The following is a 13,102-nucleotide window of genomic DNA, read 5'->3' as shown; positions in this document are numbered from 1 at the left end:
GTGATTAAATGCAAACATTGCTAATTAATGAGCCACCCCTGCAAGTTTTACCATCACTAGCTAAAAAACTAAACAGTGTTGATAAGGCTATTATACTTCAACAAATGCACTACTGGCTTATGAAATCCACAAATGTTAAAGAAGGGCATCGTTGGATTTATAACAGTGCTACTAAGTGGCATGAACAGTTTCCGTGGCTATCGGAAAAAACAATCCAGCGTTACTTAAAAGACCTAGAAAAAAAGAAAATATTAATTACTGGGAACTATAACAAAGCAAAATTTGACCGAACAAAGTGGTACAGAATCGATTATGACGCATTGGACAATTTGGGGTCAGCATTGGGACTGACAGTACCAACGATAGGGACTGACAATCCCAATGGAATGGGACTGGGAGTACCAACCAATACCAATAGACTACCAGAGACTACTACAGAGACTAACAATAATACGTCGGACAAGTCCGACAATATCCAATACAAACAAATAATCGACTATCTAAATGAAAAAGCTGGTAAGCATTTTAGAAACGTCGAATCTAACAAGAAACTGATTCGTGCTAGATGGCATGAAGGTTATCGCTTAGACGATTTTAAGAAGGTAATTGATAACAAGGTACTAGACGCAAACGATGCTAACTCATTCTTTACAGCTAAATATTTACAGCCAAGCACTTTATTTGGAAACAAGTTCGATCAGTATTTAAACCAACAAATTAAACCAAAGGCAGAGAAAGGGACGCAATCTTATGGCGGGGTTGAATTTTGAGTTACTAAAGCATGTGAAGAAAACAAATGAATACTGCCAAATTCATCCAGAACAAAAGTTATTAATGTTGGCTAACCATGAGCCTTTCTGTCCTAAATGCGTTGAGGAGAAGCGTAGACATAAAAATAACGAGTTAGTCACGATAGGTGCATTGCGGAACTACAAACGGGGCTTTTATGAAGTCCTAAAAAAGGACTCGATTGTTGATGATGAGGACTTGTGGCAAGCAAGTTTTGATAACTATGAGGTTGAAGCTGGTAGTGAAGCGGAAATGAACCTGAAAAAGGCTAAGCGAATCGTATACAGGTACATGGATCGCAACTACCAGGCTAACACAATCATTACTGGTAAGCCGGGGGTCGGTAAGTCGCACTTAGCAATTTCGATGCTAAAAGGGGTCAATGAAAACATCAAGCCTAACGCTTCCTGCTTGTTCATTTCGATAAACGAGATGATGCGGAAAATTAAGGATTCGTTCGAGCATCGGGATAGCTACTACACTGAATCTCGCATGGTGGACTTGCTCAGTAAGGTTAGCTTGCTTGTATTGGACGATTTGGGCAGTGAGGCGTCGTTTAGGCGCGAATCAAGAGAAGCGAGTGAATATGTACAGCAGGTGCTGTTTGGTGTCTTAAACAAGCGGAGCCGGACAATTATCACTACTAATTTGGGCAGTAAAGAACTATCGGAAATATATAACCCAAAATTATTAAGTCGGATGTACAAAGGTGTCGTTAAGAACGACGCGGTTATCAAATTTGAAAAGACAGAAGATAAAAGGATGGCGATTTTCTAATGTGTAAATTATGTGGCGGTACGCAAATTGTGTACCAAGCAAATGGCGCAATTATGCAGGTGATGCCCTGCCCGAATTGCAATGTAGAATACCGAAAAGCAAAGGAGTGTGAAGCTAATGTGGCAATTGGTCGGGGTTAACAGTAAAGAGGTGTATGGAGAAAGCGAGCATAAGTCGGACTTGCACAAGTGGTTACTTAATACCTACACAAAATATGATGGTGATCGTAAAGATGGCATCTATATGGACATGCCAGAACCGATGCGCTATGTAAGGGTTGGCACGGCTGTTAAGCAATCCGATATTGAGCAGGAATTGTTAGATCGTGGTGACTACGAAGGTTTCCGCAGAGCACGTGGGTTAAGCATCTCAAAAATTAAAAAGCGTAAGTATATTGGCGAGATTAGCATGACTCGGCACAAGATGAAGGTTGCCCGGCAGAGCCTACTTCCAGAAATGCTTGATAGGAACCTTAGTTATGCAGATATTGCTTGAAAACTGGGCGTAGAGGTTCAAACGATCTATTCAGATTTGCGAGAACTCGGGATCGAAATCAAAAAGGGCAAGAACAAGAGGACTCCTAAGAAGTGGACTAAAAAGGAAAATGCGTTTCTAATTGCCGAAAGAAGCAAGGGTGCAAAGTTTGATGAAATTGCCGAAAAATTAGGCATGGCAAGCTATAACGTTGCTAGCCACTGGTACAAAGTATGTAAAAAGAAGGTGTCCTCAAGTGATCAAGCTAGTAATTGACGGCGAGCCAGTAGCCGCTAGTAGACCAAGGGTGACGCGGAAAGGCTGGGCGTACATTGCCCCGAAATACAAAGCTTATAAAGATAGAGCTCACTTAATTGTTAGAAATCAATACAAAGGCGAACCACTAATGGGCGCACTGAAAGTTAAGACTACGTTTTATCGCTCCGTTCAGAAAAGTGTGTCAAAAGCCGAACGTAACAGAAGACTTTCTAACGAGCATAGACCCATCTTTAAGCCCGACATAGATAACTTATTTAAAGCGGTGACAGACGCGTGCACAGGCGTTGTATGGCACGATGATAATCAGATTGTGAGCGTGGAGATGGAAAAGATGTATGCCGAAGAGCCTAGAGTTGAAATGGAGGTTGAAGAGTTATGACGGCAGAGGAAATTGTTAGAGAAATCTACGGCAATAATTACACGATTGATGATTTAAAACGTATTGAAAAAGCCGTAGTCGACGAACAGGAACATTGGCGGAAAAAGAAATTTAAAAAGGAGAATGAAAAAAATGTACGTAATTAAGAACACAGCAACTAATAGATATTATCGTAGGTTAGGAGGCCAAGCCCACCAATATGTGGGCATTGAAGATGCTACGCCGTTCAGAAAATGGAAACGGGCAAAACAGAAGGCGGACATTTTACATGCGGCTATTAGTCCGATCGGTGAGCAGGTCAACTTCGAAGTGAAGCAACACAATTTTTATGTGCTGAAAAACAAGCATGATAAAGGTTATATGAATCAAATCTCATGGACAGCACCGAAAGAAGAAGCTAAACTGTTTGCTGAAAAAGAAGCAGCGCTGAAGGAAGCCGAAGAAATTGCGATTGGCATGGCGAAGGTAGGCATTGATGTGGAATTTGAACCGGAGGAAGTCTAATTATGTTCATGCTGTGGTATTTCTCATGCGTTTTTTGGCTATTGCCAGCAGTGTTAATCGGGCATGTGTTGCATAGTGGATTGATTGGCGTAGCAATCTTTATAGCGGCGATTATTTTACAGACGTGGATTAGCGGGATCACTTATCTGATTAGGGGGATAAAAAAATGATTATCAAAATTAACGAAGATTACCAGATTAAAATCGAGAGCCACAACAATCACACCTTGATGAAGTTCATCAGAGATGATTCTGGAGCGATTAAGTTAGACAAGGACAATTTACCTGTCATGAAGCAACTTGGTTTCTATCCGAGTGTCAGGTACGCTCTTAACGCCGCTATTCATTTAATGATCCGTGACAATAATGATGTGATGGAATTAACACAATATCTTGACGAGTTGGACCGATTGGAAGATCAATTTAAGCCGGTATTAGAAAGATTCAAGGAGGGCGACTAGATGACTAAAGAAGAATATGTAAAAACATTTGAAAAACCAAGACGTGTAGTTAAGTTAAAAGGGATACACGGTCTTCGGAAGTATGTTAGATTAGATGATGAAGGGAAGGTAATCTTAGGCCTTACAGGCAGTGACGGAATTACGGGTGGTGCTCTTACAGAGGAGGAAGTTAAAGAAAAGTGGCCCGAATACGATGCTTACAACAATGCTGGACTGCTTGAGTTTGTGGAGGTAGAAGATGATTAAAGATGTTTTGTTTGGAATCCTTGCTCTTATATTAATTCCAATTATATTCATAATGTCGTTTTATCTTTGCTATAAGGATTAGGTACCTGTTGAAAAGAACTTAGCTGAATGGAATGAATGTCCTTACGACATGACTTACTGGGAAGTGTGGCGGAAAAATATAGCTAATATATATTGGAAAGAATCGCTTGGTGAAAATTTATAAAGAGGTAGAAGATGAGTAAAATTATAAGTTCGCTTCATGAACATGCCTACATAGTGATGATGGCATTTACGATTTTCGGAACATACCGCAACGATGTAGCCAGCACATTATTATTTTTGGGCATAACACTGCTGATTTATCCATATTGGAATGATTAGGCAGAAAAATTGGAGGACAACCAATGCTAAAAGAATATCGCAAAATAGCAACTATCAAGGCTGAACAGTTTGATGGCTCGGATGAAATGATTGATAAATATGGGATTGTGAAAGAAAACTTTGTAATTGATGGTTGGGATCCTACGTTTTCAATACCAACCCTTGAAGGCGATTTGGCTATCAATATAGGTGATTGGATTGCTACGGGTGTTGAGGGTGAGCATTGGGCAATCGCTGACGACATTTTCAGGAAAACTTATGAAGAGGTGTAATAACGGTGAGATTATTCTGTAAGCATGATTGGGTATTTCTGCGTGTGGCAAATGTCCCATCAGATATATCGGGTGTATGGCACAAAGAAGTAGTTGCCGGTTGCCCTAAGTGCTATAAAATTAAAAGATTTGATACTACGAAGTGGGCATTAATTAGTGGTAATTATTAAAGGAGGATGATTAAGTATGGAAAACATTTACATAGTTAAGTTAGGGAATTTATACCTAAAAGAATCAGTATCTGCATCACAAATGGTTTATACATTTGCAAATTCCATAAATGGCGCAACGTTTTACAATGAAGATTACGCAAAAGAATTAGCGAAACAAACTGGTGGCAAGGTTTACAAAATCAATCTAGAAGAGGTGGAATAATGAAAAAATCAAACTTGTTGATATTGAAACGAATGAAGAAGAAGTAGAGTTTGAAACATGTGAACTATGTTTTAGTACAGGTTTAAAGAAAATGTGGAATGAATTCGACGATGAATGATGGTAATAAAAAAGAGCACCTCATAGACGTGCCCTCGATCTAATAATCTCAACAACATTATTATAACAGGAGTGACGGGGCATGACATTATTACCAGAATTAGATAAAGAGCAGACCAAGTATAACGCAAGAAAAATATTGTCTAAATACCGTAAGTACAAAGCTTACATCAATGCTCCGGTTAACCCGAAAGTTACCGTCAGCTTTGGTGATGGGGCACCAAGTGCAACGGCACCCGCTCCAGAATATGTTGAACAAAGAATGATTAATGCCGAAAAAGGTAAAGTGTTCTGTAAATGGGTAGATTGGGCAATCAACAGTTGTAGAAAGTACCATTATCGTGAACTCCTAAAGATTGTCTATTGTGAAGGATACGAGGAAGACCACGGCTACTACATGGACGTATTAATGCAACGATTGCCCGACAGGTATTACAATATGTCATCGACTACTTATTTCAACTGGCATGAAGCGGCACTATTAGATGTAGCTGAAAGGCTGGAGTGCCAAGCTTTTGTAAAATAAAAAAGTGGAGTAAATCTGGAGTAAATTTGGAGTAAAACTTGAGTACTTTTGGAGTTATCATCCGTTATATTGGTAGTATCGAAAGATGTAGGGCAGATGGTTCGGCAGATTTCCGTTTCAACAAATCCAATCAGGGAAAGGCATGTTACGTTTGTCGCAAGGTTCGATTCCTTGCTGTCTTATAACCGGTGTGTTTGACGTAGTTGGTAGCTACGGAAAGGCAAACATAAAAGAAGTCTGGTGGAGATACATGAAAGGCCAGCATAAGTCCTACTTGGAAACCATCGGGGACAACTACCAGGTGAGATGTGGCGGAATAGGTAGACGCTATCCGAAGCTAAGGTTGAAAGAAGCCAAGAACAAGTAGGAGAGTACAAAATCCAGTATATGTAAGGTGTAAATCCTTACCATCTCATAGTTATAACGCTAAGGTCACATGGCACAATCGCCGTGTGGCTTTTTATTATGTAGTGGTTATTGAATAAGAGCAACTTGAAAGGATAAGGAAATGAAAGTTCTTGTCGTAGGTTATACAAAAAATGATGCTTATAACGAATTGAAACTGTATGGTAATGGAAAGCCTAATTACAATAGACAGCAATTAATTACGGAACCTAACGTAACAATAGATTGGGTATCTTTGAAACAACACATTAAAGATGGCTTTCAGTACGATGAAGTACACGTCTCTTCATTAGCATTGAAGCATATGAAACCATCTGATTTAGAGTGGATTCAATCATTAACTATGAAGGTGTAGACAATGCCAAGAGTTAGAAGATGCCGCTATCCTAACTGCCATGCGATGGTTACTTTCCCTAACCACTATTGCCAGCAACACTATGAGCATGAAGCTGAGTACCTAGCTAGTCGGCAACGTTGGGCACGCAGCAATGATAAACAATACACACACAAGTACAATACTATTACTCGCTATCGCAACGAAGACAAGCGTCAGCAATACAACTTCTATCGTACAAGGCAATGGTCACACCTAAGGCAACAAGTCTTGGAACGCGACCATTACTTGTGTGCTTACTGCAAAGTGCAAGGCGTTATCACACCTGCTAAAACGGTTGATCACGTTATACCGATTGAGTTTGACGAAACATTGAAAGCTAACGTTGATAACTTAGCCGTTATCTGTGGGAGTTGCCATCATTCTAAGACGGAATGGGAACAAGCACACTATGGCACAGGGCAAGGCAACGAGTTAAAAAATGTAGAACCGATTAATGATGTATCGGCAATCGTTGTGTTAATGAATGAGGAGTGAAGATATTGAAGCCATACATTGATACTGATAAACAATCAGAGTTAAAGAACGAACACCTTAGTCAGATGCTAAGGCAATAGAAAGGATAGTGGCAGTTATGAAGAACAGATATGATAAGATTCCTGGTTACAAAGTAATTAAATCAGCAATGCAACAAGGACTAACTGATAAACAAATTGAGTATGTTGCAACTGAAATTAAAAAAGCTGCTCTTGAAAATAAGCACGAAGTTTGCATTGTCCTTGACAGCTTTAATCCCAACCAAAAGAGAAAATTGAAACAGATGCTAAGAAGCAAAGGTTATCAGATTAAAAAAAATCCAAACTTGCATTGGTCAATCGCCATCTCTTTATAGGCACCTGTCGTGCGATTTAAGCGACTTTAAACTTTTTGAGTATAATTGGTCGCAATGGTAATTAAAACAACCCCCGCCCCCTAACACATCCCAGGAAGAGCACACACATAGCCATCATCTTGTGATAGAAACAATTTTTTAAAATTTTTAGTTAGGGGGGGTCGCCGGATGATGAAAGGAGGCATATAAAATGAAAAAAGTGGATAAAGACGTCAACGGCGGGAAATTATCACGTACACCACCAGCTTACTTAGGCCGGCAAGCTAAGGTCGTTTGGCGTCGATTAGTGCCTTTTTTAGAAGACAATACCCCAGTTAAGCGCATTGATAGCGGGCTGGTAGAGCAATATGCTTCCCAATATGAGATTTATCGCAATGCGTATAAACACATTCAGGAAAACGGTGAAGTCCAAGCAATCTATAAGACGTTGCAAGATCAGACTGGTAAAAAAATCGGTCGAGACTTCGTGGGCTACAAGCGAAACCCGATGACACAAATTTACGATTCAGCAGTCAAGAATCTGACGAAGTTAGGCGCTGAATTGGGCTTGTCGCCAAAATCGCGCAGTGATTTACTCAAGTTAAACTTAGATGACCGCAAAGACGAGCGAAGCGTCGCTGATCGAATGAAAGAATTTCTGGGAGGGTAATAATGAAGATTGATTTAACCCAAACACATGATGTTATTGGAGCTTATCAAGCATTAGACTGCTCAGCGCTTCGTCAGCAATACACTGACCCAGGTACAAAGTATGCTTTTGATGTTCTCGATGAGAAGGTGACTACTGGCTATCTGATTAAGTTAGCGGCTTTTCGCCATATTCGAGACTTGCAACGACAAGGTAGCGTTGAATTTCCATTTACTTATTCGGTTAAGAAAGTAGACCAAGTGCTTAAATTCGCTGCCATCTGTCCGAACGTTGATACGGGCGAACCAACTAAGCTTATGCTGTGGCAGAAATTTATTATGGCGATGCTAATTGGCTGGCGCAATGATGACGGTGGCAAGCGTTTTTCACGGGCTATCGTTTCAGTTGCACGTGGCCAAGGTAAAACTTACCTCATGGCGATTATTACCGCTTACAGTTTTTTAATTGAATCATTGGGACTATCTAACCAAGACTATTTAGTTTCATCAATTAATTACAAACAAACGAGCAAGATTCTGGGCTACATTAAATCGATGCTAGCCAAGATTGCAACGATTGAACCATTTAAGTCGTTGATTGCTGATAGTGGGCTAGATACTCGTACATTATCGTCTCAATCTGATCAAGTTGTTATGAGTAGCAATAACAATAAACTGCGAGCAATCAGTCATGAAGCCGGCCAGTACGATAGTTTCCACTTTACAACGGCGATTTTTGATGAAATTGGTGAAATTAAGACACGACAAAAGATTTCTAAGATTGTGTCAGGCCAAGTTAAGGTACGTAATAAGCAATTTATTCAAATTTCAACGGCGTATCCTGATCCCACTGTTCCGTTTCACGATGATGAGCGTATGATTCAGCAAGCTATGGAACAAGATTATTTGCGCGATGCTGATACATATTTGGGACTTATTTGGTCGCAGGATAATCTGAATGAAACTTACAAGCCCGATATGTGGGTAAAAAGTAATCCCTTGCTAGATTTACCGAACCAACGTGAAGTGTTACTGAACGGCTTGACCGATAAGCGTGATTCTGACGCTTTGTCAGGCACACTCAACGATTTCCAAAATAAAAACCTTAACTTGTGGTTAGAACAATCAGTGGACAGCTTTCTGAAACTGCCTGACGTTGAAAAAGCCATTGTGCCATCGTTTAGTTTCGATGATCGCCAAGTTTATATTGGCTTTGATTACTCGATGTTTAGTGATAACACGGCACTGGCATTTGTATTTCCTTATCGTGATAATAATGGCAAGCCACGATGGTTTATTTATCAGCACAGCTTTATTCCTTGGCAGAAAGCCGGTTCAATTGAAGCTAAAGAAAAGCAAGACGGTATTAATTATCGTGACTTAGCTAAAAAAGGATTTTGCACAATTACTAGTCATCCCCAAGGGCTAATTAATGACGAGCAAGTTTATCAGTGGTTACTTAACTTTGTTGAGCAGCATCGACTGGAAGTTGTTTTCTTTGGCTATGATTCGTTTGGGCTAACACCTACAATCAAGCAACTGGAATTAAATTCTGGGTGGCCATTGCAAGCCATTCGGCAGCGGACTAGTGAATTGAAAGATCCAACTAAGTTCCTGCAGACGATGTTTGTTGAAGGGTCGGTAGATCGCTTGGATGATCGGATTATGGAAAAGGCATTGCTAAATGCTGAAATTTATGAAGACAAAATTGGCATTCAAGTCGATAAAGCTAAGGCTACGTTGAAGATTGATGTGGTCGACGCGTTAATTGATGCCTTATTCCAAGCCATGTATCACTTTGAAGACTTCTCAGACGTAAACAATCCGGATAAACAGGTCGAACGTATGAACGAAAAACAAGTTCTTGAATGGTTTAATAACCCGGAATCGGGATTGCTAGGAGATGATATTGATGATTTTTAGACAATTTTTTGCAACTGTATGGCGTTACTTTGACGTGTTGTGTTTTATTCTAGGCATAATTGCTGGAGTATATGCAGCCTTTTTATTTGGAAAAGCTCAAGGCGTTTTAGCAATTGCTGTAGCTTTATTTTTGGTTGGCTGGCTTTCGGAAGTCGTAACAGCTGGCCAAAAAGGAGGTGATTAATAATGCCTTTTTTTAAGCCACCAAAAGCAATAAATAATTCAGTTAGTATTCAAAGTGTGCCAGTAGAAGACGATAATATCGTTAGCTTTCTGTCACCAACTGGCGATAATGAGTACGTCAGTGCCAAAGAAGCTTTGAAAAATTCAGATATTTATTCAGCAGTTAATCAAATATCTGGAGACCTAGCCACAGTGCAATTAACGGCCAATATGCCACGAGCACAAGGGATTTTAAACAATCCTAGCACGACAACTAACGGTCACACGTTTTGGCAGTCGATGTATGCACAATTGCTATTGGGTGGCGAATGCTTTGCATACCGTTGGCGCAATCCTAACGGTTTAGATTTACGCTGGGAATATTTGCGACCTAGCCAAGTACAAACCTACTTATTAGATGATGGCAGCGGCTTAACCTATACGGTTACCTTTGACGAGCCTAATTTAGGCGTGCTTCAAAATGTACCGCAGTCTGACATGATTCATATTCGATGGGCTAGTACCGATGGCGGTATGACGGGTAATAGTCCTTTAAAAGCATTATCGAATGAGTTACAAGTCAAAAATTCATCTAACAATTTAACGTTGGCTGCACTAGCACGGTCAATTAGCGCGCCGGGCGTCCTATCTATTCAGCATGGCGGATTGTTAAGTGAGAAGATGAAGGCCAGCCGTTCACGTAACTTCATGAAACAGGTAAACAATTCCAACGGTGGCCCGGTAGTTATTGACCAACTTGAAGATTACAAGCCACTCGAAATGAAAGCCGATGTTACTAAGCTGTTAAGCCAAACAGATTGGACGAGTAAGCAAATCGCTAAAGTTTTCGGCATTCCTGATAGCTATTTAAACGGCCAAGGCGACCAGCAAAGTAATATTGACCAAATTAAGGGTATGTACACCAATGCCCTTAATCGCTACTTACAGGCGATTATAGCCGAGTTGGATAATAAGCTTAATGCTAAGATTACAGCCAATATGCGAACTGCTGTAGACCCATTGGGAGACTCATTTGCAACTACCCTAGCAGGGCTAACTAAAAATGGCGCAATTGCCAATAATCAAGCAACTTGGTTACTACAACAGACTGGTTATTTACCAGATGAAATGCCTGAGGCTAAATCAGAAAAAGGAGGTGATAATGATGACAAAGAAAGTAATGATTAAAGGCGATATTGTTGATGATCAAACAGCCGGTTTCTATCAGTTCTTTGGAATGCCAGCAGTATCACCTTCGGGTGTTGCTGACATTTTAAATGATGATGACGACGATGATGGTGATGATGAAGCACTTGAAGTTGACATTGCTTCCAACGGTGGTGATGTTTTCGCAGCTAGTGAGATTTACACCATGTTAAAGAATTATGCTGGCAATGTAACAGTTAACATTCAAGGCTTAGCCGCTAGTGCGGCAAGCGTGATTGCTATGGCTGGCGATCATATCAACATTTCACCAACTGCCCAAATTATGATTCATAAAGCATGGTCACAACCAGCTGGTAATGCTGACGATTTAGAGCATGAAGCCAGTATTTTAAATGGCATTGATCAATCAATTGCCAGTGCTTATGAAACAAAAACCGGCATGGATCAAGCCGATTTGCTACAACTAATGGCAAACGAAACATGGTTAACCGCTAGTGATGCCGTCGATAAAGGTTTCGCTGACGAAATTATGTTTGCTAATGATCAACAATTACAACCGGTGAACGCCATTTCACATATTCCACCTAAATCTGCAGTTAACAAATTGATGAACTTAATTTACAAGGCGGATAAGGATAAAGCTAAGCCGGTTAAAGAAGAAAATACTACTAATAGTCAATCTGCTGAATTACGAAACAGCAAATTGACTATTTTATTTGGAAAAAATGAAAAGGAGGCCAACTAATGGCTAATATTAATACAATCAATGATGCTTGGATTGCCCAAGGGCAAAAGGTGTCAGACTTAAACGACAAATTAAACGCAGCTGTCCTTGACGACAGTTTTGATCAAGAAAAATTTAAAGCAATGAAACAAGAACGCGACAATGCGGTTGCCCGTCGTGATGCTTTACATGAACAATTGGAAGAAGAACGCAAGGCACAAGAAATTGCCAACATGAATGACAAGGACAAGACCCCACTTGATGATAAAGAAAAAGACATCAAAGCTGAGTTCATTAAGAACTTCCAAGGCATGATTAAAGGTGACCCTAAAGTTATGAACTTGGTAACTTCTTCTACCGATGAAGATGGTAACGCAATCGGTTTGACTATTCCTCAAGATATTCAAACAGCAATTAATGCGCTCGTTCGTCAATACGATTCATTGGAACAGTATGTTAATCGGGAAGCTGTTACAACTCAAACTGGGTCGCGTGTTTACGAAAAATGGACTGACGTTACTCCGTTAGCTGATTTAGATGATGAAACAGCTACCATTGGTGATAATGATGATCCTAAGCTATCCATTATCAAATATACAATCCATCGGTATGCTGGCATTACCACTGCCACTAATTCGTTACTAAAAGATACAGTTGACAACATCATGACTTGGCTGTCTCAATGGATTGCTAAGAAGGTTGTTGTTACTCGTAACACTCGAATCATTGCGGCAATGAACAACGCACCTAAGAAGCCTAACTTATCTAAGTTCGATGACATTATTACGATGATTAACACTGCCGTTGACCCTGCTATTAAGTCCACATCATTCTTAATGACCAATACGTCAGGTTTAAATGTGCTTTCCGAGGTTAAGGATGCTATGGGACGTTACTTACTGCAACCTGATCCAACACAACCTGATCAATATTTAATCCATGGCAAGCGAGTTGTAGAGGTAGCTGATAAGTGGTTGCCTAATGTTGGGACTGCATCAGCACCGGCTTATCCACTTTACTATGGCGATTTGTCGCAAGCGGTAACTTTGTTTGACCGAGAAAACATGTCCTTATTGACTACCAATATTGGCGGTGGTGCATTTGAAAAAGATCAAACCAAGATTCGTGTGATTGATCGCTTTGATGTTGAAGCTACTGATAAGGACGCCTTTGTTGCAGGATCATTCAGTGCAATTGCTGACCAACCGGCCAACTTTGCAGCGAGTGCTACTTCAATGACCCCTGCTAAGTAATTAGCCACCTATGTCGCCAATAAATAAACAGTGCAGTAACAATCTGGGCGGCTA

General features: G+C 40.3%; 21 protein-coding genes. All 21 read left to right on the top strand.

From position 1 onward, the window contains the following. The first annotated feature begins 8 nt into the window (after positions 1-8). Positions 9-770, top strand: coding sequence for a conserved phage C-terminal domain-containing protein (locus tag NYR25_09095; GenBank protein ID UWF33722.1), 762 nt, complete (start codon positions 9-11; stop codon positions 768-770). Then, positions 751-1,566, top strand: a complete 816-nt coding sequence (locus tag NYR25_09090; GenBank protein ID UWF33721.1) for an ATP-binding protein — start codon at positions 751-753, stop codon at positions 1,564-1,566. The genes NYR25_09095 and NYR25_09090 overlap by 20 nt, the downstream gene beginning before the upstream one ends. A 108-nt stretch (positions 1,567-1,674) precedes the next feature. Continuing rightward, on the top strand, positions 1,675-2,061 hold the full coding sequence (locus NYR25_09085) for a hypothetical protein (GenBank protein UWF33720.1): 387 nt from the start codon (positions 1,675-1,677) through the stop codon (positions 2,059-2,061). Positions 2,062-2,097: 36 nt separating this feature from the next. Continuing rightward, positions 2,098-2,316, top strand: a complete 219-nt coding sequence (locus NYR25_09080; protein ID UWF33719.1) for a hypothetical protein — start codon at positions 2,098-2,100, stop codon at positions 2,314-2,316. Further along, positions 2,297-2,698 (top strand): RusA family crossover junction endodeoxyribonuclease, encoded by a 402-nt coding sequence (locus NYR25_09075; GenBank protein ID UWF33718.1) that lies wholly within the window; start codon positions 2,297-2,299, stop codon positions 2,696-2,698. Before NYR25_09080 ends, NYR25_09075 begins: the two co-directional genes overlap by 20 nt. Further along, on the top strand, positions 2,695-2,844 hold the full coding sequence (locus NYR25_09070) for a hypothetical protein (GenBank protein ID UWF33717.1): 150 nt from the start codon (positions 2,695-2,697) through the stop codon (positions 2,842-2,844). Before NYR25_09075 ends, NYR25_09070 begins: the two co-directional genes overlap by 4 nt. Next, positions 2,831-3,202, top strand: coding sequence for an N-acetylmuramoyl-L-alanine amidase (locus tag NYR25_09065; protein UWF33716.1), 372 nt, complete (start codon positions 2,831-2,833; stop codon positions 3,200-3,202). The genes NYR25_09070 and NYR25_09065 overlap by 14 nt, the downstream gene beginning before the upstream one ends. 166 nt (positions 3,203-3,368) lie before the next feature. Continuing rightward, complete coding sequence (locus tag NYR25_09060) at positions 3,369-3,662, top strand: hypothetical protein (protein UWF33715.1); 294 nt, start codon at positions 3,369-3,371, stop codon at positions 3,660-3,662. Further along, positions 3,663-3,908, top strand: coding sequence for a hypothetical protein (locus NYR25_09055; GenBank protein ID UWF33714.1), 246 nt, complete (start codon positions 3,663-3,665; stop codon positions 3,906-3,908). A gap of 386 nt (positions 3,909-4,294) precedes the next feature. After that, the gene (locus tag NYR25_09050; protein ID UWF33713.1) at positions 4,295-4,543 is read left to right on the top strand and encodes a hypothetical protein; all 249 of its coding nucleotides are present in this window, start codon (positions 4,295-4,297) and stop codon (positions 4,541-4,543) included. A gap of 186 nt (positions 4,544-4,729) precedes the next feature. Further along, positions 4,730-4,918: a hypothetical protein gene (locus NYR25_09045; GenBank protein UWF33712.1), complete on the top strand. Its 189-nt coding sequence runs from the start codon at positions 4,730-4,732 to the stop codon at positions 4,916-4,918. 199 nt (positions 4,919-5,117) lie between these two features. Next, entirely contained in the window at positions 5,118-5,561 is a 444-nt protein-coding gene (locus NYR25_09040) for a hypothetical protein (GenBank protein ID UWF33711.1), read from the top strand. 508 nt (positions 5,562-6,069) lie between these two features. Further along, on the top strand, positions 6,070-6,321 hold the full coding sequence (locus NYR25_09035; GenBank protein UWF33710.1) for a hypothetical protein: 252 nt from the start codon (positions 6,070-6,072) through the stop codon (positions 6,319-6,321). Between the two features lie 45 nt (positions 6,322-6,366). Continuing rightward, complete coding sequence (locus NYR25_09030) at positions 6,367-6,837, top strand: HNH endonuclease (protein UWF33709.1); 471 nt, start codon at positions 6,367-6,369, stop codon at positions 6,835-6,837. A gap of 97 nt (positions 6,838-6,934) precedes the next feature. After that, on the top strand, positions 6,935-7,192 hold the full coding sequence (locus NYR25_09025) for a hypothetical protein (GenBank protein UWF33708.1): 258 nt from the start codon (positions 6,935-6,937) through the stop codon (positions 7,190-7,192). A 190-nt stretch (positions 7,193-7,382) separates the two neighbouring features. Next, positions 7,383-7,841 carry a phage terminase small subunit P27 family gene (locus NYR25_09020; GenBank protein UWF33707.1) on the top strand — a complete coding sequence of 153 codons (459 nt, stop codon included), beginning with the start codon at positions 7,383-7,385 and terminating at the stop codon, positions 7,839-7,841. Positions 7,842-7,843: 2 nt separating this feature from the next. Further along, the gene (locus tag NYR25_09015; protein UWF33706.1) at positions 7,844-9,742 is read left to right on the top strand and encodes a terminase large subunit; all 1,899 of its coding nucleotides are present in this window, start codon (positions 7,844-7,846) and stop codon (positions 9,740-9,742) included. Next, a complete protein-coding gene (locus NYR25_09010; GenBank protein UWF33705.1) occupies positions 9,732-9,926 on the top strand; it encodes a DUF1056 family protein in 195 nt (64 codons plus the stop codon). The genes NYR25_09015 and NYR25_09010 overlap by 11 nt, the downstream gene beginning before the upstream one ends. A 2-nt stretch (positions 9,927-9,928) precedes the next feature. Further along, the gene (locus NYR25_09005; GenBank protein ID UWF33704.1) at positions 9,929-11,092 is read left to right on the top strand and encodes a phage portal protein; all 1,164 of its coding nucleotides are present in this window, start codon (positions 9,929-9,931) and stop codon (positions 11,090-11,092) included. After that, a complete protein-coding gene (locus NYR25_09000; protein UWF33703.1) occupies positions 11,070-11,816 on the top strand; it encodes a Clp protease ClpP in 747 nt (248 codons plus the stop codon). The genes NYR25_09005 and NYR25_09000 overlap by 23 nt, the downstream gene beginning before the upstream one ends. After that, positions 11,816-13,048, top strand: coding sequence for a phage major capsid protein (locus tag NYR25_08995; GenBank protein ID UWF33702.1), 1,233 nt, complete (start codon positions 11,816-11,818; stop codon positions 13,046-13,048). The genes NYR25_09000 and NYR25_08995 overlap by 1 nt, the downstream gene beginning before the upstream one ends. The last annotated feature ends 54 nt before the right edge of the window (positions 13,049-13,102 follow it).

Source organism: Pediococcus acidilactici (genome assembly GCA_024970065.1).
GTDB lineage: Bacteria > Bacillota > Bacilli > Lactobacillales > Lactobacillaceae > Pediococcus > Pediococcus acidilactici_A.
This window is presented reverse-complemented; position numbering and strand designations above follow the sequence as displayed.

What these genes read in the sequence shown, in the direction of transcription:
- NYR25_09040 (UWF33711.1), top strand. Translation starts at nt 5,118, where the DNA reads ATGACATTATTACCAGAATTAGATAAAGAGCAGACCAAGTATAACGCA.
- NYR25_09010 (UWF33705.1), top strand. Translation starts at nt 9,732, where the DNA reads ATGATTTTTAGACAATTTTTTGCAACTGTATGGCGTTACTTTGACGTG.
- NYR25_09045 (UWF33712.1), top strand. Translation starts at nt 4,730, where the DNA reads ATGGAAAACATTTACATAGTTAAGTTAGGGAATTTATACCTAAAAGAA.
- NYR25_09005 (UWF33704.1), top strand. Translation starts at nt 9,929, where the DNA reads ATGCCTTTTTTTAAGCCACCAAAAGCAATAAATAATTCAGTTAGTATT.
- NYR25_09015 (UWF33706.1), top strand. Translation starts at nt 7,844, where the DNA reads ATGAAGATTGATTTAACCCAAACACATGATGTTATTGGAGCTTATCAA.
- NYR25_09035 (UWF33710.1), top strand. Translation starts at nt 6,070, where the DNA reads ATGAAAGTTCTTGTCGTAGGTTATACAAAAAATGATGCTTATAACGAA.
- NYR25_09000 (UWF33703.1), top strand. Translation starts at nt 11,070, where the DNA reads ATGACAAAGAAAGTAATGATTAAAGGCGATATTGTTGATGATCAAACA.
- NYR25_09025 (UWF33708.1), top strand. Translation starts at nt 6,935, where the DNA reads ATGAAGAACAGATATGATAAGATTCCTGGTTACAAAGTAATTAAATCA.
- NYR25_09050 (UWF33713.1), top strand. Translation starts at nt 4,295, where the DNA reads ATGCTAAAAGAATATCGCAAAATAGCAACTATCAAGGCTGAACAGTTT.
- NYR25_09095 (UWF33722.1), top strand. Translation starts at nt 9, where the DNA reads ATGCAAACATTGCTAATTAATGAGCCACCCCTGCAAGTTTTACCATCA.
- NYR25_09055 (UWF33714.1), top strand. Translation starts at nt 3,663, where the DNA reads ATGACTAAAGAAGAATATGTAAAAACATTTGAAAAACCAAGACGTGTA.
- NYR25_09020 (UWF33707.1), top strand. Translation starts at nt 7,383, where the DNA reads ATGAAAAAAGTGGATAAAGACGTCAACGGCGGGAAATTATCACGTACA.
- NYR25_08995 (UWF33702.1), top strand. Translation starts at nt 11,816, where the DNA reads ATGGCTAATATTAATACAATCAATGATGCTTGGATTGCCCAAGGGCAA.
- NYR25_09030 (UWF33709.1), top strand. Translation starts at nt 6,367, where the DNA reads ATGGTTACTTTCCCTAACCACTATTGCCAGCAACACTATGAGCATGAA.
- NYR25_09060 (UWF33715.1), top strand. Translation starts at nt 3,369, where the DNA reads ATGATTATCAAAATTAACGAAGATTACCAGATTAAAATCGAGAGCCAC.
- NYR25_09090 (UWF33721.1), top strand. Translation starts at nt 751, where the DNA reads ATGGCGGGGTTGAATTTTGAGTTACTAAAGCATGTGAAGAAAACAAAT.
- NYR25_09065 (UWF33716.1), top strand. Translation starts at nt 2,831, where the DNA reads ATGTACGTAATTAAGAACACAGCAACTAATAGATATTATCGTAGGTTA.
- NYR25_09070 (UWF33717.1), top strand. Translation starts at nt 2,695, where the DNA reads ATGACGGCAGAGGAAATTGTTAGAGAAATCTACGGCAATAATTACACG.